Here is a 19609-nt window from a genome sequence, read left to right on the forward strand (position 1 = left end):
GCGGCTAGGCGAGCTGGCCCTTCTCCTTGTTCTGCTGGACGCGGCTGATGAGGTCGTGGACCGGCTTGGTCCCGCTGCCCACGATCAGGCCGGTGATCAGCGAGTCGACCCACGCGGGGACGGCGTCCCACTGCGGGTTCTCGGCGATCATGTGCAGCAGGTAGAAGCCGCCGCTGGCCGACATCACGGTGGCCAGGCCGGTGGCCAGCCCCCAGGCGATGATGCCCTTGTCCGCCTTGGCCTGCTCCAGGTCTGCCTTCGCCTTGGCGGTGGCGGCCGTCGTGCCGGCGCCGTTCTCCATCGCGGCGAGCGCCCAGTCATAGCGGTGCTGCGCGGCGCGGCCCGGCAGCCACCGGGTGAACGGTTCGAGCACGCGCTCGACGGCGGCGGTCACCACGACGAGACCGGCGAAGATGGACCCCTCGCTGGTGGCGCGGAACGTGTTCACCGGGCCGTTCGCCCAGATCGCCCAGGCGGCGAGCAGGCCGCCGCCGACCAACGCCAATCCGACCCCGAACGCCCAGAGATGGGCCGGCATCGTCGGGACCGCCGCGGTCTCGGCGTCGCCGGGCGCCTGGGCCTGCTGCGGCGCGGCGTCCTTCGTGGAGGCCTGCTGCGGGATCGTGCCGGTACGCCGTACCACGGCCATTGTCGAACCAGCCTTCTGTCGTCCGTCTTGTTCAGCCATCACTCAGCGCGGCGAGCCTAATGCCCGACACCGACACTGCGGAAGCTCGCCGATTGTCGGGAACCCGGCGATCATCACCGTGAGTAATTCTTTCATCGCCATATTTACAAACCACGTGGAGATGAGCATCCTTCTGTTCAGCCGTCCTGGCCTACCGGCCCATGGGCGACTAACCCGGACGGACCGTGGCGAGGAAGCTCAGCCCCGGTCCGCCTGACCAAGGGAGGAAAACCTTGTCCATCCGCCGGATCACCCCCGTCTTGGGTGCCGCGGTCGCCGGGGTGGCGTTGTTCGCCGCCGCCTCGCCGGTCGCGCTCGCCGCCCCCGCGGCGCCCAGCCCGTTCAGCCGAGCCGTCGCGCAGCTCAAGAGCCACGCGGCCGCGGGCGCGGTCAGCGCCGGAGAGTCGTTCACGCTCCGGAACGTGCAGACCGACGCCGACGGCACCGAGCACGTCCGCGTCAACCGGTACTACCAAGGCCTGCCGGTCCTCGGCGGCGACACCGTCGTCCACCTCGGCAAGGGCAACTCGTGGAAGGGTGTGAGCCACGCGTTGCGCGGTGGACTGACGCTGTCCACGACGCCTTCGCTGTCCGCCGCCCAGGCTGCGACCGCCGCCCTGGGCGCCTCGCGGGCGGCGTCCCGCCGGGTCGACGGCTCGCAGCTCGTCGTCGACGCCGACGGGGCCGACACCGCCCTGGCGTACGAGGTGGTCGTCAGCGGAGTGGCCGCCGACAAGACGCCGAGCGAACTGCACGTCCTGGTCGACGCGAAGACGGGCGCTGTCCGTGACTCGTGGGACGCCATCCAGACCGACGGTGTGGGCCACGGCTTCCACAACGGCGACGTCGCGGTGGGCACCGTCCTCAGCGGCGGCACCTACCAGCTCAACGACTCCGCCCGGGGCGGTCACAAGACCTACGACCTGTTCGGCGCCACCTCCGGCACCGGCACGCTGGTCACCTCCAGCAGCAACGTCTTCGGCAACGGCACGCTCAGCGACCGGAACTCCACGGCCGTCGACGCCCACTACGGCGCGGCGATGACCTGGGACTTCTACAAGAACACCTTCGGTCGCACCGGCATCCGCAACGACGGCGTCGCGGCGTACAGCCGGGTCCACTACAGCAGCGGCTACACCAACGCCTTCTGGAGCGACTCCTGCTTCTGCATGACCTACGGTGACGGCGGAACCGGCTGGACCCCGCTGACCTCGCTCGACGTGGCCGGGCACGAGATGAGCCACGGCGTCACGAGCAACACCGCGGGCCTGCGGTACAGCGGCGAGTCGGGCGGCCTCAACGAGGCGACCAGCGACATCTTCGGCACCCTGGTCGAGTTCTACGCCAACAACGCCAACGACCCGGGCGACTACCTCATCGGCGAGGAGCTGCAGACCAGCGGCGCGCCGCTACGCTACATGGACAAGCCGTCGAAGGACGGGGCGTCGGCCGACTGCTGGTCCAGCTCGGTCAAGCGGCTCGACGTGCACTACTCGTCGGGCGTGGCGAACCACTTCTTCTACCTGCTGGCCGTCGGCAGCGGCACCTCGTCGTGGGGCACCAGCCCGACGTGCAACGGTGCGACCGTCACCGGCATCGGCAACGCCAAGGCCGGCGCGATCTGGTACCGCGCGCTGACCGTGTACATGACCTCGCGCACGGCGTACAGCGGCGCGCGGACGGCGACCCTCTCGGCCGCCGCCGACCTCTACGGCTCGGGTTCGACCGAGTACGCCACCGTCGCGGCCGCCTGGTCCGCGGTGAGCGTGTCGTAAGTACGTTTCTCAACGCGGCCCCCGGGGACTACCTGGGGGCCGCACCTGTCGGTGGCGTACGCCAGAATGACGCCGTGACCGAACGCCCCAAGATCGCGCCCGAGTCCGGCCATGGCCTGGAACGCGTCATCTTCTTCTCCGACGCCGTCATCGCCATCGCCTTGACGTTGCTGGCCATCGAGCTGCCCGTGCCGAGCGGTGAAGACTGGGTCCACCAGCTCAAGGAGTACCTGGGCTCGGACTACGTGGCCTTCCTGATCAGCTTCGCCGTGATCGCCACGCTCTGGTTCAACCATCACCGGATGTTCCAGCAGATCGCGCGGCTCACCTACGGCATGATCTGGCTCAACATCCTGGGCCTGTTCGCGATCGTCCTCATGCCGTTCGCCACCAAGGTCCTCACCGGGCTCGGCGACCACCCGGCCGGGCCGGTCTTCTACGCCTGCGTCATGGTGCTGTGGGCCGTCGTCTGGATTCTGATGGCCCAGACCGCGACGCGTCAGCAGCTCTGGAGTGAGGACGCGCCCACGACGGCTCCGAGCAACATGGTCTTCGGCGCGTCCGCGCTGCTGGTCGCGTTCGGCCTGTCGATTCCGATCGCGTTCGCCGACCCGGACTGGGCGACGTTCTTCTGGATCAGCGCCTGGCCCATCTCCACCATCGGCATGCGGATCCGCCGAGGCCGGCAGGAGCGTGCGGCGGCTCAGTAGCATCACTGCGCGCACCCCCTCATCCCGGAAGGGAAGTCATGGCCGACATCTCCCGCAGGTTCTTTCTGCGGCACCTGCGCAGCACCCCGACCAACTGGGTCCGGCATCACGCCAAGGGCAAGGTGAAGCGGGAGGGCGTCGGGCTGTCGTTCTGGTACCGCCCGCTGACCGCGGTCCTCAGCGAGGTGCCGGTCGACGATCGGGAGCTGCCGCTGCTGTTCCACGCGCGAACCAGTGACTTCACCGACGTGACGGTGCAGGCGACGGTTACCTACCGGGTCGCCGAACCGGCGGTGGCCGCGTCCCGGCTCGACTTCTCGATCCATCCGCAGACCGGCGTGGCCGGCTCCCGGCCGCTGGACCAGGTGGCGACACTGCTCGCCGAGCTGGCCCAGCAGCCCGCGTTGGACCTGCTGGCCCGGCTGCCGCTGGCCGAGGCGCTGACCGCCGGCATCTCCCCCGTCCGCGAGGCGGTGTCGGCCGCGCTCGCCGACGACCCCCGGCTCGCCGACCTCGGAGTGGCGGTCGTGAGCGCCCGGGTCGTCGCCATCCGCCCGGAACCGGAGCTGGAGCGGGCGTTGCAGACGCCGACCCGGGAATCCGTGCAGGCCGAAGCCGATCGCGCCACGTATGCCCGCCGCGCGCAAGCAGTCGAGCAGGAGCGTGCGATCGCCGAGAACGAACTCCAGAACAAGATCGAGCTGGCTCGCCGGGAGCAGCAGCTCGTGGAGCAGCACGGCGCCAACTCCCGGCGGCAGGCCGAGTTGGACGCGGCCGCGCAGCTCGCCGCCGCCCAGGGCGCGGCCGAACGGGAGCGGGTGGCCGCGACCGCACAGGCCGAGCAGGAGAAGCTGCTCGCCGACGCCCGGGCCAACGCCGTACGCGTCGTCGGGCTGGCCGAGGCGGAGAAGGAGGCCGCCCGCGTCGGCGCCTATCGTGACCTGCCGCCCGGCGTACTGCAGTCGTTGACGCTGCGGGAGTTCGCCGGGCAGCTGCCCGACATCCAGTCGCTCACCGTCACTCCCGACGTCTTGACTCAGCTGCTCGCCAAGCTCTCGGGCGGCTCGGAGTCCCGATGAGCTACGCCGGCGAACGCTTGCGTGAGCCGCCAGGAGTGCGGTCAGTCACGCTCGCTCCCCGGGTGGTGGTCGTCTCCCGGCGCAGCGAGCTGGCCGAACTCCTCGACCGCCACGGTACGCGCGGCGCGGCGGGCTACTTTCTACGCCAACGGGGCCGCAGTCTGGACGAGGTGCAGGCCCGCCACGACGCGCTGGAGGCGGCGCTGACCGAGGTGAGCGCCGCGATCCCGGCCGACTGGCGACGCGGTGCGGTCGACCGCGCCGACCTGCCCCGGTTCCTGTTCAGCCCCGAGGACATCGTCGTGGCCGTCGGCCAGGACGGCTTGGTCGCCAACGTCGCCAAATACCTGTCCGGGCAGCCGGTCGTCGGCGTCGACCCCGAACCCGGCCGGAATCCCGGCGTACTGGTGCGGGTCACGGCCGACGCCGCGTCCCGCCTGCTCCCGACGGTGGTCACCGGAACGGCCACTGTGGAGTCCCGGACGATGGCGGTCGCGATCCTCGACGACGGCCAGCGGCTGACCGGCCTGAACGAGATCTACTTCGGCCACGGCTCCCACCAGTCGGCCCGTTACGCGCTGTCCACACCAGAAGGTGGGCGGGAACGGCACTCGTCGTCCGGAGTCGTGGTCGGCACGGGCACCGGCGCGACCGGCTGGTGCGCCTCGATCGCCCGGGAGCGGTCCCGCCCGCCGGCCCTGCCCGGCCCCCAGGACCGGGAGCTGACCTGGTTCGTCCGCGAGGCCTGGCCGTCACCCGCGACGGGGGTCGCCCTCACCGCCGGCTCGCTCGGCCCCGGCCAGCAGCTGGAACTGATCAGTGAGGGCGAACAGCTCGTCTGCTTCGCCGACGGCATCGAGACCGACCACCTCACCTTGACCTGGGGGCAGCGCGTCTCGATCGGCCTCGCCCAGCAGCACCTCAACCTCGTCGTCGCCTGAGGCCTCAGGCGGTGCGATCCGGATCCCTGATCCAGCGCTGACGGGGCGGCGCGGGTGGGGCCGCGAGCTGGGCGGGGTGCGGCTACCGGGCGGCACGGTCGTAGACGTCGCGCATCGCGGCGGCGTACCGGGCCGGAGTGTGCGCCAACGCCCGTTCGCGGGCGGCCGCGCCCAGGCGGCGGGCTGCGGCAGGATCGGTGAGCAGGTCGGCCAGCGCCCGCCCGTAGGCCTCGGCGGTGGGCTCGGCCAGCCTGGTCGCGCCGCCCAGCGCCCCGGTCCGGTGCAACTGCGCGTCGGCGAGCACGCTCGGCACCCCGGCCAGTGCGGCTTCCTGCAACACCAGGCCTTGGGTGTCGGTACGCGACGGGAAGGCGAAGACGTCGGCCAAGGCGTACGCCGCGGCGACCTCGTCCGGCGGGAGTTGGCCGGTGGCCACCACCCGGTCGGCGATCCCGGTCGAGTGGAGCAGCCCGGCCAGCCACCGGCGCTCGTAGACCGCTCCGATGAGGACGAGCTGAGCGTCCGGCACCGTACGCACGACCGAGGCGAACGCCTTCACCAGCAGGTCCACGCCCTTCTCGCGATTGACCCGGCCGACGAAGAGGACAACGGGTCCATCGTGGATGGAGTGTCGGCGACGGAACTCGGCGATGTCCCCGGCCGACGGCGTACGCGGGGCGACCCCGGCCGGAACGAGGAAGATCCGCTCATCGGGGACGGGAAGTCCACCGCGCGCGAGCACGGCCGGGGTCGGAACGATCACCGCCGCGGCGTCGCCCAGGAGTAACCGGTTCAGCCCGTCGATCGCCGCATGCCGCCGCGAACGGGCCGGATCCGGGCTCGGCGGCTCGACGCCGATGCGGTTGGCGTACCAGGACAGGCCCAGTTCGATCGCGCGCGCCGGAATCCGGTACGCGTCCGCGTACGCGTACAAGTCGGTGTGATAGCTGTGGACGAGCGGCAGGCCGAGCCGTCGCGCGGCGATCGTGCCGAGGAGACCCATGGGGCCGGGCGTATGCACATGGATGAGGTCGGGGCGCCACGCCGCGAACCGTTCGAGATGGGTGCGGCGCGGCCACCCGCCCAGCCGGAGGTCCGCGACGCCGCACGGCACCGAGCCGAGAGTGAGCAGCTCAGGGCAGCGGTCCTGGGATCGGTGCCGGGGCGCGACCGTGACCGTGTCGCAGCCGTCCGCCGTCAGCGCGTCGCAGAGCGTTCGCAGGGACGTCACCACCCCGTCGCGGCGCGGAAGGTAGGTGTCGGTGAAGTGGGCGACCCGCTGGACCCGGGCGGCCACCGGCACGGGCGCGAGGAGCTGCTGCGTCATGTCGCATTTGGTACGGGTCTCCGGCGTTGTGCGGGTAGCGGGCAAGTGTGCGGCGGCGAAACATCCGCTTGCGGCGCGGAGTTAGCGTCAGATCGACACTTCTCGTGGCTGGAGGCCACTCATGGAGGCTCTCGCATCGGGCGCCGTCATCGTCGGCGTCGCGCTAGGCCTGCTCCTGATCTTCCTGCTCATCGTCGCCAAGTCGTGGCATCGGATCGGCCCGACCCAAGTCGGCCTGGTGACCAAGCGGTTCGGGCGCAGGCTGCCCGACGACAACCCCATCGCGTTCCACGGCGAGGCCGGGCACCAGGCCGACCTGCTGATGCCGGGCGCGCGGTTCAAGCTGTGGCCGGTCTACTCGGTCACCAAGTATCCCTGGGTGCAGATTCAGGCCGGCGAGATCGGCGTGGTGATCTCCCAGGTCGGCCGGCCGTTGCCGATCGGCGCGAAGAGCGCGCGGTACAACCCGGCGTTCGGCAACTTCTCCGATCTCCGCGGCTTCATGGGCAACGCCGGGGAGAAGGGCGTGCAGCGGCCGGTGCTCCCGCCCGGCACCCTGATGCCGATCCACCCGGTCGGCTTCCTCGTCATCACCGCCCGCCGGGTGTTCGGGCTGCCGGTGGCCCCGGAGTTCGCCTCGCTGGCGCACGACATGAAGCTCACGCCCGCCGCCTTCAAGCTGCGGCCCGAGCACCTCGAGGTGACGGTCATCGCGCCGCACGGCAACGTCGACATGATCGGCCTGGTGACCGCGCTCGAAGGCGAGCCGCTGCCGTCCGGCGATCTGTCCAGCCGGCTCGGCGGGTTCGACGACGTCACCGCCCTGGAGGCCACCGCCGACACGTCGGACGCCGAGATCATCGACGTCCTGCTCGGCTCGAAGAACGACCTCCACAACAACTACCAGGACTTCCAGTTGTTCCTGGACAACGGCGGCCGGATCGGCCTGCAGCACGATCCGCTGCTCTACGGTGCCTACCTGCTCAACCCCTTCCTCGTCCGGGTCGAGATGGTGCCGATGCTGGTCGTGAACCAGGGCGAGGTGGCCGTCGTGAAGTCCTTCGTCGGCCTGCCCACATTGGACACATCCGGCGAGGAGTTCAAGTTCGGCAGCATCGTGCGGCCGGGCCATCGGGGCATCTGGCAGGAGCCCCTCCGCACCGGCAAGTACGCCATCAACCCCCGCATCTACGCCGCCGAGCTGGTCCCGACCTTCATCCTGACGCTCAACTGGGCCAACGCCAGCTCCCAGGCGCACGACCTCGACGCCCGGCTGGAACCGATCGTCGGCAAGAGCCGCGAGGGCTTCGTGTTCACGATCGACCTCCAGGTCCAGATCCACGTGCCGGACCAGCGGGCGCCGAAGGTCATCTCGATGGTCGGCACCATGAAGAACCTCGTCAACGAGGTCCTTCAGTCGGCGGTCGGCAACCACTTCCGCAACACGCTTCAGCAACTGGAGGCGGTGAAGTTCATCGAGACCCGGCAGCAGGTGCAGCAGAGCGCGCACGTCGTCGTGACGAAATACCTCGCCGGCTATGAGATCGAGACGAAAGGCGTCTACATCCAGGACGTCACCTTCCCGCCGGAACTGGTCGAGGTGCTGACCCGCCGCGAGATCGCCAACCAGGAACGGGCGACCTACAAAGAGCAGCAACTCGCCCAGACCGCTCGCATCGAGATGGAGAAGGCCCGAGGCACCGCCGACATGCAGGCCGAACTGGCGGCCGCCCAGGTGTCCGTCGACATCAACGGCAGCAAGGCGAAGGCTCGCGAGGCGCAGGCCGGCGGCGACGCGGCGTACACCCGGGTCACCGGACAGGCCGAGGCCGACCGCATCCAGGCGATCGGCCTCGCCGACGCGAAGGCGGTCGAGGCGATGGGCGTCGCCCGCGCGACCGGCTTCTCCGCTCAGCGGGAGGCGATCGGCGAAACCCCGACCGCGCTCGTCGCGGTGGCCGCCGCCATCGCCGAAGGGAAGATCAACATCGTGCCGGAGGTGCTGGTCACCGGAGGGTCCAGCTTGGACGGACTCGCCGCGGTCCTCACCCGAGCGCTCGGCGACGGCCGCGTCACCCTCCCCGCCCAGCCTTCCCCCGCCGACTGACCCGCTGCCTTTTCGCGCTAGATCGCTTCGGCCTGGATCAGGGATCTCGGTCGAATCTTGGCCCAAGATTCGACCCGGATCCCTGATCCGGTGTCATCGCGTGAGCGCGCGCCTCCCGGCAAGCGCCAGCGTGATCGTGACGATCGCTCCGTCCCGGTCGTACGCGGGATCGACGGCGAGCGCGTCGGCGATCCGGCGCACCGTACGCAGCATCGCCGAGTTCTCGGCCTGCGTATGCACGAGGACAGCCGCGAACTCGGCCGGACGGGCCACCGAGATCAACCGCCGGAGCAGCGCCGTTCCCAGGCCGCGCCGCTGCCAGTCGTCGGCCACCAGCAGAGCCGCCTCGGCGATCTCACCTTCGCCCACCAGGTTGGCCAGAGCCACCACCTGACCTTCGGCGTCGACCGCCACCAAAGCGCAGCCGCGCTGCGGTTCAAGGAGTCGCACCAGGTGCGAGGCCGACGGTCCCCGCGAACCGGCGAGATAGCGCCGGAACAGGCTCTCCGGCGAGCACCGCTCGTGCAGCGCGACGACCTCGGCCAGATCAGCCCGGGTCGCCGGGCGCAGCAGCAGTTCCGTGCCGTCCGGCAACAGCAACGTGGCCTGCGCGAGCTGCGTACGCGTGACCTGCCCGGCGACGTCGGCGAGCGCCTGCGCCCGGGCGAACTCGGCCGGCGTGAACACCGGAGTGGATCGGGTCAGCACCAGCGTCCCCCCGTGCGGATCTCCCACCGCGAGCTCATGCGACGAATAGCGCTGCGGCTCCCGGGAGGGCCGCCAGGCCACCTCGCAGTCGAGCAGCGTACTGAGCGTCTCGCCCAAGTTCTCCGGAGCCGCGACCAACCGGGCCGCCTGCCCGAGCGCCTGCGTCGGCGGGTCGACCAGCCCATGGGCGTCCGCTGGGCTGATCCAGGCGTCCCTGCCCCGGCCCTTCTCCACCGCCGCGCGCAGATCCGCCTCCGTCAACCGGTCCGGGGCGTCGATGAGAAAATCGTCGACCGCGCCCGCCTCAGTCGTGTGCACCTGCACCGCCAGGATGTTCACCGACCGCAGCGCCAGACTGGCCGCCAACACCGCGAGAAATCCCGGCCGATCGTCGATCGTCGCTCGCACCCGCCACAAGGTCATCGCCGCCCCCTCGCAGGTTCGTCACCTCTTGTCCCTCGGAAGCCGCGCCGCTCCCCTCTCCCTCAACCCTCATGGTCCGCTGTTACACCTCGGTTACCAGGGGAAATCGCCAAGCTGCTGTGGTTGATCTCACCCAGTCCGCGCCACGGGGTGTTCGCCACCCGGCCCTTCGCCACGGGGTGCTCGTCACGGGCCTCGCCACGCGTTGCTCGCCACGGGGCCTTCCCCACCGGCGGGGCGGTCACGAGGTCGAGCTGATCCCCTCGACGCGGGCCTTCGCCACCGGCGGAGCGGTCACAAGGTCGAGCTGATCGCCGAGGACCAGCGCCGCCGCCCGGACGAGCTGGGCGATGCGGTCGACCTCGGTGGCGTGGAAGGCAGCCGCCGTCGGCGCCGGCAGCGCCTCGACGTTGGTGAACGCGGGCTCTGGCTCCGGCGGCAACTCCGCCCCACCGCGCGCGACCACCAGCACCAGTCCGGCCCGGCCGAACGGGGCGACGGCGTACCGGGTGCCGTCGGGGCCGGTCAGCGCCCGTGCTCGCAACGGGGTCACCTCCGGCAGCCGGGGTGCTTGCGGCGCCCGCCAGCTGGCATGGGCGACCGCCGGTTCGGCGCGGCCGATCGAGGCGCTCAGCGCCGTCAGGCCGTCCGCGCTGCCGTTGCGTACGGCCCAGTCGGCCGGGACGACGAGGACGGCGGCCCACTCCGCGGCGAGCAACGTCGGCACCGCGTCGACGAGCGTACTGAGGCCGTCGATCGGGTTCACCGCGATCTGCGCCAGCAGCTCGGCGTCGTTGCCCCCGTGCACGGGCGCTCCGATCGCCTGCCACACCCCGTCCACGCGTACGCCGGGCATCGCACCGAGGCCCGCCAGCAGGCGGCGAACGCTCGCCCCGCTCGGCCAGACGACCGTGAAGTCGTCGACTGCCCGGCCGGCGGCGCGCTCCAGCACGACGACCTGCACGATGTCGGCGCCCGCGACGCCGAGCGTACGAGCGACCTGGCCCAGTGAGCCTGGGCGATCCGGCAACGCCACCCTGATCCGCAGCAACATGGCGCATATTGTCCTGCCCGCTCGTTTCAGGACAGTTGCGACACTGTGTCCCCCGCCGGTTGGCACACCGGGTTGACTCGGACCCGCGTTGATCAGGCCGTTAGGGAATCGATCAGGCCGCTGCGGACACGACACGCCGGTCGATCACGACCGAGAGTTCATGATGGCGCAGAAAACGCGCAGGAAACCGGCGGGGCGGGTCAGGTGGAGGCGCGGTGGACCAGGTGGGTGTCCAGGAGGACGGTGCGCGGGGGTTCTTCGCCGCGGATGAGGTCGACGAGCATCCGGGCCATCTGCCGGCCCATCTCCTCGACCGGCTGGAAGACGCTGGTCAGCTGTGGTTCGGTCTGCCGGGCGATGACGGAGTCCTCGAAGCCGACCACGGCGACGTCGCGGGGGACGACCCGGCCGGCTTCGCGCAGCGCCCGGAGGGCGCCCGCCGCCATCAGGTCGGAGGCGGCGAAGACCGCGTCCAAGTCCGGTACGCGCCCCAGCAGCCCACGCATCGCGTCGTATCCGCTGGCCTCGGTGAAGTCGCCGCGGGCGATGAGTTCTTCGCGGACGGGCAGCCCGGCCTGGTTCAGCGCCTGTTCGTAGCCGGCGAGCCGGTCGACACCGGGTGAGATGTCGGCGGTGCCCGCGATGGTCGCGATCTTGGTCCGGCCCGACTGGATGAGGTGCTCGGTAGCGATCCGGCCGCCGCCGACGTTGTCGACGTCCACGTAGTAGCCGTCGCCGTCGGCGGGGCGGGGCGCGATGACGGCGGGCAGGCCGCGTTCGGTCAAAAGGTCCGGCAGCGGATCGGCGTAGTGCAGCGACAAGAGCAGTACGCCGTCCACGTGCTGGTCGGTGAGGTGGTGCTCGACGCGCTGCCGCTCGGCCGGCGACTGTGCCATCGCCAGCCAGAGCTGCAGCTGCGTCTCGGACAGGGCGGCGCTGATGCCGCGCAGGATCGCCGCGAAGAACGGTTCGGCGAACAGCCGCTCACCGGACTCCGAGACGACCAGCGCGACCGAGTCCGTCCGCTGGGTGACCAGCGCCCGGGCCGCCCGGTTCGGCACATATCCCAGCTCGGCGATCGCCTTCTCCACCACCGCCCGGGCTTCCGGGCTGACCTGCGGAGAACCGTTGACGACGCGCGACACCGTCCCACGGCCGACGCCGGCGTGCGCGGCGACCTGGTCGAGCGTGGGGCGCCCGGCGGACCGGGCGCGCTGGGAACGTGCCATAACTGTGAACTCTACTTCCCGGCGCCGTCGGCGGTGATCAGCGAGTTGGCCCGGATCACGTCGGCGTACCACGAGGCGCTCGCCTTCGGCGTGCGTACCTGGGTGGTGTAGTCGACGTGCACCAGGCCGAACCGCTTCTCGTAGCCCCAGGCCCACTCGAAGTTGTCCAGCAGTGACCAGGCGAAGTACCCCGCGAGCGGGATGCCCTCCCCGATCATGCCGGCGACCTCGGCAAGGTGCCGGCCGATGTAGTCGATCCGCTCGGGGTCGGCCACCGTGCCGTCCGCCGCGACCTCATCCGCGTAGGCCGCGCCGTTCTCCGTGATGTACAGCGGGATCGGCCCGTACTCCTGGTGGACACGCCGCAGCAACGCGGTGAGCCCCTCCGGGTCGATCTCCCAGCCCATCTGGGTCACCGGCAGACCACGCCGGTGGAACTCCACCTGCTCGCTGCCCGGCCAGGCGCCGCTGTGCGAGTCGGTCTCACCCGAGCCCGAGGCGCCGGACACGACCTGACGGCTGTAGTAGTTCACCCCGAGGAAGTCCAGCGGAGCGCTGGTCACCGCGAGGTCGCCCGGCCGCACGAACTCGAGGTCCGTCAGGTGCGCCACGTCGGCTGCGACGTCCTCCGGGTAGGTGCCCCGCAGCACCGGGTCGAGGAACACCCGGTTGCCGACGCCGTCGATGCGGCGTACCGCGTCGAGGTCCGCCGGCGCGTCGGTCTTCGGCAGGAGCGAGTGCAGGTTGAGCGTGACGCCGATCCGCGCGGCGGGGTCGGTGCGCAGCGCCCGGACGGCCAGGCCGTGGCCCAGGTTCAGGTGATGGGCGGCGGCCAGGGCGTCGACCGGGTCGGTACGCCCGGGGGCGTGGTGACCGTTGCCGTAGCCCAGGTACGCCGTGCACCACGGCTCGTTGAGCGTGATCCAGTGCTTCACCCGGTCGCCGAGAGCGGCCTGGGTCAGCGCGGCGTACTCGCCGAACCGCTCGGCGGTGTCGCGGTTGGGCCAGCCGCCCGCGTCCTCCAGCTCCTGGGGCAGGTCCCAGTGGTAGAGCGTGACCCAGGGCTGGATGCCGTGATCGAGCAGCTCGTCGACGAGGCGCGAGTAGAAGGCGATGCCCTCCGGGTTGACCGGACCCCGGCCGTGCGGCTGGATCCGGGACCACGACGTGCTGAACCGGTACGCCTTCAGCCCGAGTTTGGCCATGAGGGCGACGTCCTCGCCCACCCGGTGGTAGTGGTCGCACGCCACGTCGCCGGTGTCCCCGTTGACCGTCCGGCCGGGGGTGTGGCTGAACGTGTCCCAGATGGAGGGGGTGCGACCGCCTTCGGCGACGGCCCCCTCGATCTGGTACGACGCGGTCGCCGCACCCCACAGGAAGTCGGCCGGAAAGTCGGAATTGCTGGTCACGCCTTCAGAGCACCTTCCATGATGCCGCCGATGATCTGACGGCCGAACAGGATGAACGCCGCCAGGAGCGGCAGGATTGACAGCAGCGTACCCGCGAAGACCTGCGCGTAGTCGTTGTAGTACCCCGTCGAGAGGTGCTGCAGCGAGATCTGCACGGTCGGGTTGGACGGGTCGCCCATGGCGAGCGAGGCCCAGAAGAACTCGTTCCACTGCGCCATGAAGGTGAACAACGCCAGGACGGCGATGGCCGGGCGGAGCGCCGGAAGCACCACGCTCCAGTAGATCCGGAAGGTGTTGCAGCCGTCCACGCGGGCCGCCTCGATCAGCTCGTCCGGCACGGACTGGCTGACGTACTGCCGCATCATGAACACGCCGAACCCGTTGACGAGGAACGGAACGATCACCGACGGCAGGTGGTTGGCCCACTGGAGCTTGGCCATCATCATGTACAGCGGCACCACGCCGAGCTGCGCGGGCACCATCATGGTGACCAGGATCGACAGCATCAGCGCGTTGCGGCCGCGGAACCGCAGCTTGGCGAAGGCGAACCCCGCGAGCGTCGACAGGAACACGACCGAGACGGTGAGCGTCAGCGAGATGATCGCCGAGTTCACCATGCCCGTCATGAACGCCGCGTTCTCGTTCGACAGCAGCCGGCCGATGTTGTCGCCCAGGCTGCTGCCCGGGATCAGGGGCGGCGGCACCGAGCTGGTCGCGCCCTGCTCACGGGTCGCCACGACGATCATGTAGTAGAGCGGGAAGATCGACAGGACGACCGTCGCCAGCAGCATCACGAAGGTCAGCGGGGTCGCCTGGAAGACGTCCCGGCTCCGGCGTCGCGGCTTGGCCGCGGGCGGGGCCGGCGGACGCTGGACGGAGACGGCGGTCATTTCTTGCCTCCACGCTTGCCGGAGGACTCCAGCCGTGCGGTGATCAGGTAGTTCACGCCGCTGAAGATGAGGATCAGGAAGAAGAGCAGCCACGCGACGGCGGCCATGTCGCCGTACTCGAACTTGTTGTAGAACTGCTCCATCAGGTACATCGTCACGGTCTGCGACTGACGCAGGGTGCCGCCGAGGAAGGCGCTCGCTCCCCCGGTGAACAGCAGCGGTTCCGCGTACAGCTGGAAGCCGCCGATGGTCGAGATGATGACCGTGAAGATGATCGTCGGCCGCAGCATCGGCACCGTGATCGACCAGAATTGGCGACGCGACGACGCTCCGTCCAGGGCGGCGGACTCGTAGATGTCCTTGGGGATCGACTGCATCGCCGCCAGGTAGATCAGCGCGTTGTAGCCCATCCAGCGCCAGTCCACCATGGTCGAGATGGCGAGCCAGGCGGTCCACTTGTGCGCCTGCCAGTCGATCGGGCTGACCCCGACGAAGTGCAGCAGCCAGTTGATCAGACCGAAGTCGCGGGCGAACAGCTGGCTGAAGAGGATGGCGACCGCGGCGACGGAGGTGATGTTCGGGACCAGTACGCCCATCCGCAGCCACATCCGCCCGCGCATCCGCTTGTTCAGCGCGTTGGCCAGCATCAGTGCCAGCAGCAACTGCGGGATGGTCGACACCACGAAGATGCCGATCGTGTTGAAGACGGCGTTCCAGAAGTAGTTGTCGCTGAGGATCTTGACGAAGTTGTCGAGTCCAACGAAGGTGTGCGTGTCAGCGCCCACCTCCCAGTCGTTCAGCGCCACGTATCCGGTGTAGATCAGCGGGAAGAGCCCGAAGATCCCGAAGATGACGAAGAACGGCGCGATGTAGATGTAGGGCGACGCCTTGGTGTCCAGACGGCTCCACCGCGACGCGCGTACCAGGAAGGACGACGGCAAGCGGGGTGCCCGGCCCGGCTGCGGCGGCACTTCGGCCGAATGTGCCGGAGTAGTGGTCGGCAGACTCATGGTGACTCCAGGAAGCTCGGCGCCGGTGCGCGGCCGAGACCGCGCACCGGCGCTGGCTGGCTAAGCCGCTTACGCGGCCTTCTTGCCGTCGGCGACCGCCGTCGCCCAGGCCTCGTCGGACTTCTTCTGGCCCTGCTCGACCGAGCGCAGCGCGTTCTCCACCGCGGTACGCACCGGGACGTTCTTCGCGCCCAGGTAGACCGGCTTGAGAGCCTTCGCGCTGGCGCCGTAGATGGTGCCGGTCGGCGCGTTGCTGAAGTAGTCGTTCACCGCGGCCTTGACGGCCGGGTCGTCCAGCGCCTGCGGCGAGGAGGGCAGGTTGCCCTTCGACTTGAAGGCGGCGATCTGGCCGGCCGGGTTGGTCAGGAACTTGGCCAGCTCAGCGGCTTCCTTCTGGTGCTTGCTCTGCTTCGGCACGGACAGCCAGGAGCCGCCCCAGTTGCCGCCGCTGCCGGGGACCGTGGCGATGTCCCACTTGCCCTTGCCCGCGTCACCGTTCTGCGAGGTGATGTAGCCGGTCATCCAGGCGGGGCAGGCGATGGTCGCGAACTGCGCGTTCTTGAAGCCCGCGTTCCACTGGTCGGTCCAGGCCTGGAGCTTGGCCGACAGACCCGCCTCGAGGATCTTGTTCGAGATGTCCCACGCCTTGCGGACGGCCGGGTTGCTGTCGGTCACGTAGTTGTTCTTCGTGTCGAAGTACGTGTAACCGGTGGTGTTGCCGGCCTCCTGCATCAGGATGCTGTTGTAGGTGTTGGTGACCGCGTCGATGAAGCCGGCCTTGGGCACCTTGGTCTTGAACTGCTTGCCGACGTTGATGTAGTCGTCCCAGGTCGGCCAGAGCTTGGAGACCTCGTCGCGGTTGGTCGGCAGGCCGGCCTGCTGGAACAGGTCGGTGCGGTAGCACATGGCCATGCCGCCGACGTCGGTGCCGAGGCCGATGAGCTTGCCGTCGTCGGTCTTGGCCGCCTCGTACTTCCAGGGCAGGAAGTTGCCGGACAGGTCCTTGGCGCCGTACTCGTTGAGGTCGACGAAGGCGGAGCCCTTCGACTTCATGTCGATGATCATGCCCTCTTCGATGGCGATCACGTCACCGAGGCCGCTGCCGGCCGCGAGGCGCTGCGTCACCTGCTGGGTGTAGTCACCGAGCTGGCCGCCGGTGCCACGCTCCACGATCTTGATGTTCGGGTGCGCGGCCTGGTACTGCTTGTAGAGCTCTTCGTAGCCGAAGTTGCCGAAGACGTCGACATTCAGGGTGATCTGCTCGTTGCTCGAGCCAGTACCGTCCTTGTCGTCGCCACAGGCGGCCAAGCCGAGCGCGCCTATCGCAAGGACGGCGACCGCCGCGAGGGCGCGGCGGCGCGAGGTGACGCCCATCGATGACCCCTCTCAGGTCGTTTTTCAGTGCAGGTGGGGGATGGTGCAGACATCCCGGGATGTGGTCTGGACCACACCTCCGGGAGCGCTCCCATGAGATTGCCGTGACGTTACGGGGAAGTCAAGCGAGGGATGGGAGCGTTCCCAAGTTGTTATCCGGGTCTATCCCGGCGGAGCAGCGATTCCACGCTCAACCGTGACGGTCACCTCCACCGACCGGGCCACGGCAATCGGTCCGAACGGCCCATGCCCGGGAGTGCACCGGTCAGCGGCCTCGGCGCGTACCTGCTAATGTCCGCCAACCTGAGAGGACTAGCGGTGCAGCTGACGACGGCTCCGGCCGATCCGCGGGCGTACGAACCGCGGCCCATCACGCCGGCGGGCGACTTCGCGGAGTTCGTGACCGCGCGGTCGGCCCGGCTGCTGCGCGTCGCGTACCTGCTCACCCGGGACTGGGCGCTCGCCGAGGATCTCCTGCAGTCCTCGCTGGCGAAAGCCTGGACGGCTTGGCGGCGTATCGAAGGCGATCCCGAGCCCTACGTCCGGCGGATCCTGGTGAACACGTACACAAGCTGGTGGCGGCGGCGCTGGCACCACGAACGCCCCATCGGCGAGCTGCCCGAACAGGCCGGCCCGGACGAGCACCGCGGGTACGACGACCGCGACGTGCTCGCCCGCGCGCTCGGCCGGCTCCCCCGGCAACAACGCGCCGTCCTCGTCCTGCGCTACTACGAGGACCTGTCGGAGGCCCAGATCGCCGACGTGCTCGGCATCTCGCCCGGCACCGTCAAGAGCCACGCGGCCAAGGCCATCGCGAAGCTCCGGGTCGACCCCGGGCTCACCGGCCTCGAACCCGACAGCGAACCGCCCGCCGGCGCCGCGCGCCTCGCCGCCGTGCAGGGGCGCATCCAGCAGGCTCGGCAGCGCCGCATCGTGTCGGCCGCCTCGGTCTGCGCGGTGCTCCTGGCGCTCGTCCTCGGGTACGCCGTCAACCCGATCCACCATGTCGTGCCGGACCCGGTGGCATCCGCGACCTCTCGTCTGATCGACGGCTTCCCCGAGTACGCCCTGGGCAACCGCGTCGTGGCGACCGGAACCGCGACCGACGAGGCGACGCCGACCAAGGTGTCCTGGACGGCGTCCACTAGCGACATCTCCATCTACGTGCGCTGCCGGGCTTCCGAGGAGACCGACATCCGGATCACCTTCGGGGTGGCCGGGGGCGAGCTGGGCCAGATGATCTGCGGCGCCACTCCGGACGGTCCGCGTACGGGGGTCGGAACGGCGGGCTCCTGGCCGGTCGAGAAGGTGATGAACGCCGGGATAACCGCCGGGGCGTCCGTGGTGATGTCGGTCAGCCTCGGCATCGTCCGGCGCCCGGCGCCCGCCGAGGTGGCGGTCGACTTCGCTGTCGCCGAACGGGTGGCCTGGTCGGACTATCCCTTCCCGACGAAGCCGACGGTCTTGCCGGAGCTGGACTCCAACCGCGTCGACCAGTTTCCTGGGGCGCTCCGGCTGCAGCCGCCGACCGACGACCCTATGCAGCCCGTCACGACCAAGGTGCCCTGGGGACCGCGGTACACCATGAACATCAGCCAGCACGGCGTGGGACTTCTGCACCTCTCCGTGGCCGGGGTCGAGGTGATGCGGTGCGGCAACTGGAGCTGGGACCTCGGCGGCTGCGGCTACACCCTTGACCCGGACGACGGCGACCTGCGGCTCAAGCTGCCGAAACTCGCCCCCGGCACGGAAGTCGAGATCACCGTCGTCCCGGAGCACGCCGCGGCGGACTGGGCGGTGTGGCTCGCGCCGCTGAAATGACCCGGCGGACCGCCCGGAACTCCCTAAAGTGGAGCCATGGAGGAGGGCGCCTACGGCGAGACCGACCGGGGCGGCGTACGCCTGCCGGGGCGCCATCCGGGTGATCCGCTGCGGCAGATCTGGCGGCGCATCGCGTACGCCGTCGTCATCCTGGCCGCCGTCGTCGTCATCGTGATGCTCGACCGGGACGGCTACAAGGACGCGAACCGGCCGGAGCTGACCTGGCTGGGCGCGTTCTACTACGCCACCGTGACCCTGTCGACGACCGGCTACGGCGACATCGTCCCGGTCAGCGACGGCGCCCGTCTCGTGAACATCTTCCTGATCACGCCACTGCGCGTGGCCTTCCTCGCGATCCTGGTCGGCACCACCTTCGAGGTGCTCACCCGGCGTACGCGGGAACAGTTGCGGCGCAGTCGCTGGAGGTCCACCTTGATCGAGCACACCATCGTCGTCGGGTACGGGACGAAGGGGAACACCGCGATCCAGACGCTGCTCGCCGACGGGTCGCCGAAGGCGGGATTCGTCGTCATCGAGCGCTCGCCCAGCTTGGCCGACGAGGCGAACCGGGACGGTTTCGCGGTCGTCGTCGGCGACGCCACCCGGAGCAGCGTCCTCCGCAAGGCGGCGGTGGAGACGGCCGAACGCGTGGTCGTCGCGACCGACCGTGACGACACCGCCGTGCTGGTCGCGTTGACCGTACGCCAGATCAACCCGGGGTGCACGATTGTGGCCTCGGTCCGGCAGGCGGAGAACGAGCCGCTGCTGCTGCAGTCCGGGGTGGACGCCGTCATCACCACGTCGGAGGCGGCCGGCCGGCTCCTCGGGGTGGCCGCCCGCTCCCCCGCCATCAGCGAGGTCTTCAACGACCTGCTCATCCACGGCGCCGGGCTGGACCTGGTCGAACGCCCGGTCAAGCCGGAGGAAATCGGCCGGACGCTCCGGGACTGCGCGGAACCGGTGATCGCCGTCCTCCGCGACGGGCACGCGCTGCCCTACGGTCAGGTCACCACCTTGCGGACGGCCGATCGCCTGGTCCTCGTCACGTCGCCCTAGCTGGCATG

At 70.0% G+C, this 19609-nt stretch carries 16 protein-coding genes; 7 read left to right on the forward strand and 9 right to left on the reverse strand.

The genetic code is table 11. The annotated features are described in order from the left end of the window. Window positions 1–4: 4 nt before the first annotated feature. Window positions 5–649, reverse strand: a complete 645-nt coding sequence (locus tag AB0H43_RS17610; RefSeq protein WP_360000415.1) for a hypothetical protein — start codon at window positions 647–649, stop codon at window positions 5–7. Between the two features lie 272 nt (window positions 650–921). Here AB0H43_RS17610 and AB0H43_RS17615 point away from each other — a divergent pair, with 272 nt between their 5' ends. The 4 genes from AB0H43_RS17615 to AB0H43_RS17630 all read left to right on the forward strand — a co-directional run bounded on the left by AB0H43_RS17615 (window position 922) and on the right by AB0H43_RS17630 (window position 5193). Then, complete coding sequence (locus AB0H43_RS17615; RefSeq protein WP_360000416.1) at window positions 922–2463, forward strand: M4 family metallopeptidase; 1542 nt, start codon at window positions 922–924, stop codon at window positions 2461–2463. A 74-nt stretch (window positions 2464–2537) separates the two neighbouring features. Continuing rightward, window positions 2538–3173, forward strand: coding sequence for a TMEM175 family protein (locus AB0H43_RS17620; RefSeq protein ID WP_360000417.1), 636 nt, complete (start codon window positions 2538–2540; stop codon window positions 3171–3173). 38 nt (window positions 3174–3211) lie between these two features. Continuing rightward, window positions 3212–4252 carry an SPFH domain-containing protein gene (locus AB0H43_RS17625; protein ID WP_360000418.1) on the forward strand — a complete coding sequence of 347 codons (1041 nt, stop codon included), beginning with the start codon at window positions 3212–3214 and terminating at the stop codon, window positions 4250–4252. Then, window positions 4249–5193 (forward strand): hypothetical protein, encoded by a 945-nt coding sequence (locus AB0H43_RS17630; RefSeq protein ID WP_360000419.1) that lies wholly within the window; start codon window positions 4249–4251, stop codon window positions 5191–5193. The genes AB0H43_RS17625 and AB0H43_RS17630 overlap by 4 nt, the downstream gene beginning before the upstream one ends. 82 nt (window positions 5194–5275) lie before the next feature. Here the strand turns inward: AB0H43_RS17630 and AB0H43_RS17635 are convergent, their stop codons facing one another. Continuing rightward, window positions 5276–6520 (reverse strand): glycosyltransferase, encoded by a 1245-nt coding sequence (locus AB0H43_RS17635; protein WP_360000420.1) that lies wholly within the window; start codon window positions 6518–6520, stop codon window positions 5276–5278. 121 nt (window positions 6521–6641) lie between these two features. Between AB0H43_RS17635 and AB0H43_RS17640 the strand changes: the two genes are divergently transcribed. Next, on the forward strand, window positions 6642–8627 hold the full coding sequence (locus tag AB0H43_RS17640; RefSeq protein WP_360000421.1) for an SPFH domain-containing protein: 1986 nt from the start codon (window positions 6642–6644) through the stop codon (window positions 8625–8627). A gap of 93 nt (window positions 8628–8720) precedes the next feature. Here AB0H43_RS17640 and AB0H43_RS17645 read toward each other — a convergent pair whose 3' ends face one another. From AB0H43_RS17645 to AB0H43_RS17675, 7 genes are all read right to left on the reverse strand, one after another. Continuing rightward, window positions 8721–9758 (reverse strand): GNAT family N-acetyltransferase, encoded by a 1038-nt coding sequence (locus tag AB0H43_RS17645; RefSeq protein ID WP_360000422.1) that lies wholly within the window; start codon window positions 9756–9758, stop codon window positions 8721–8723. A gap of 241 nt (window positions 9759–9999) precedes the next feature. Further along, the gene (locus AB0H43_RS17650; RefSeq protein ID WP_360000423.1) at window positions 10000–10812 is read right to left on the reverse strand and encodes an amino acid-binding protein; all 813 of its coding nucleotides are present in this window, start codon (window positions 10810–10812) and stop codon (window positions 10000–10002) included. Between the two features lie 200 nt (window positions 10813–11012). Beyond that, on the reverse strand, window positions 11013–12041 hold the full coding sequence (locus tag AB0H43_RS17655; RefSeq protein ID WP_360000424.1) for a LacI family DNA-binding transcriptional regulator: 1029 nt from the start codon (window positions 12039–12041) through the stop codon (window positions 11013–11015). Between the two features lie 11 nt (window positions 12042–12052). After that, a complete protein-coding gene (locus AB0H43_RS17660; RefSeq protein WP_360000425.1) occupies window positions 12053–13450 on the reverse strand; it encodes a GH1 family beta-glucosidase in 1398 nt (465 codons plus the stop codon). Continuing rightward, complete coding sequence (locus tag AB0H43_RS17665; RefSeq protein ID WP_360000426.1) at window positions 13447–14340, reverse strand: carbohydrate ABC transporter permease; 894 nt, start codon at window positions 14338–14340, stop codon at window positions 13447–13449. The genes AB0H43_RS17660 and AB0H43_RS17665 overlap by 4 nt, the downstream gene beginning before the upstream one ends. Beyond that, window positions 14337–15350: a sugar ABC transporter permease gene (locus AB0H43_RS17670; protein ID WP_360000427.1), complete on the reverse strand. Its 1014-nt coding sequence runs from the start codon at window positions 15348–15350 to the stop codon at window positions 14337–14339. The genes AB0H43_RS17665 and AB0H43_RS17670 overlap by 4 nt, the downstream gene beginning before the upstream one ends. A 69-nt stretch (window positions 15351–15419) precedes the next feature. Further along, window positions 15420–16724, reverse strand: coding sequence for an extracellular solute-binding protein (locus tag AB0H43_RS17675; RefSeq protein ID WP_360000428.1), 1305 nt, complete (start codon window positions 16722–16724; stop codon window positions 15420–15422). Window positions 16725–17042: 318 nt separating this feature from the next. Between AB0H43_RS17675 and AB0H43_RS17680 the strand changes: the two genes are divergently transcribed. Both AB0H43_RS17680 and AB0H43_RS17685 read left to right on the forward strand, forming a co-directional pair. Beyond that, the gene (locus tag AB0H43_RS17680) at window positions 17043–18545 is read left to right on the forward strand and encodes a SigE family RNA polymerase sigma factor (protein WP_360000429.1); all 1503 of its coding nucleotides are present in this window, start codon (window positions 17043–17045) and stop codon (window positions 18543–18545) included. 36 nt (window positions 18546–18581) lie between these two features. After that, entirely contained in the window at window positions 18582–19601 is a 1020-nt protein-coding gene (locus AB0H43_RS17685; protein WP_360000430.1) for an NAD-binding protein, read from the forward strand. Window positions 19602–19609: the final 8 nt, after the last annotated feature.

Source organism: Hamadaea sp. NPDC050747, from assembly GCF_040654195.1.
Taxonomy (GTDB): domain Bacteria; phylum Actinomycetota; class Actinomycetes; order Mycobacteriales; family Micromonosporaceae; genus Hamadaea.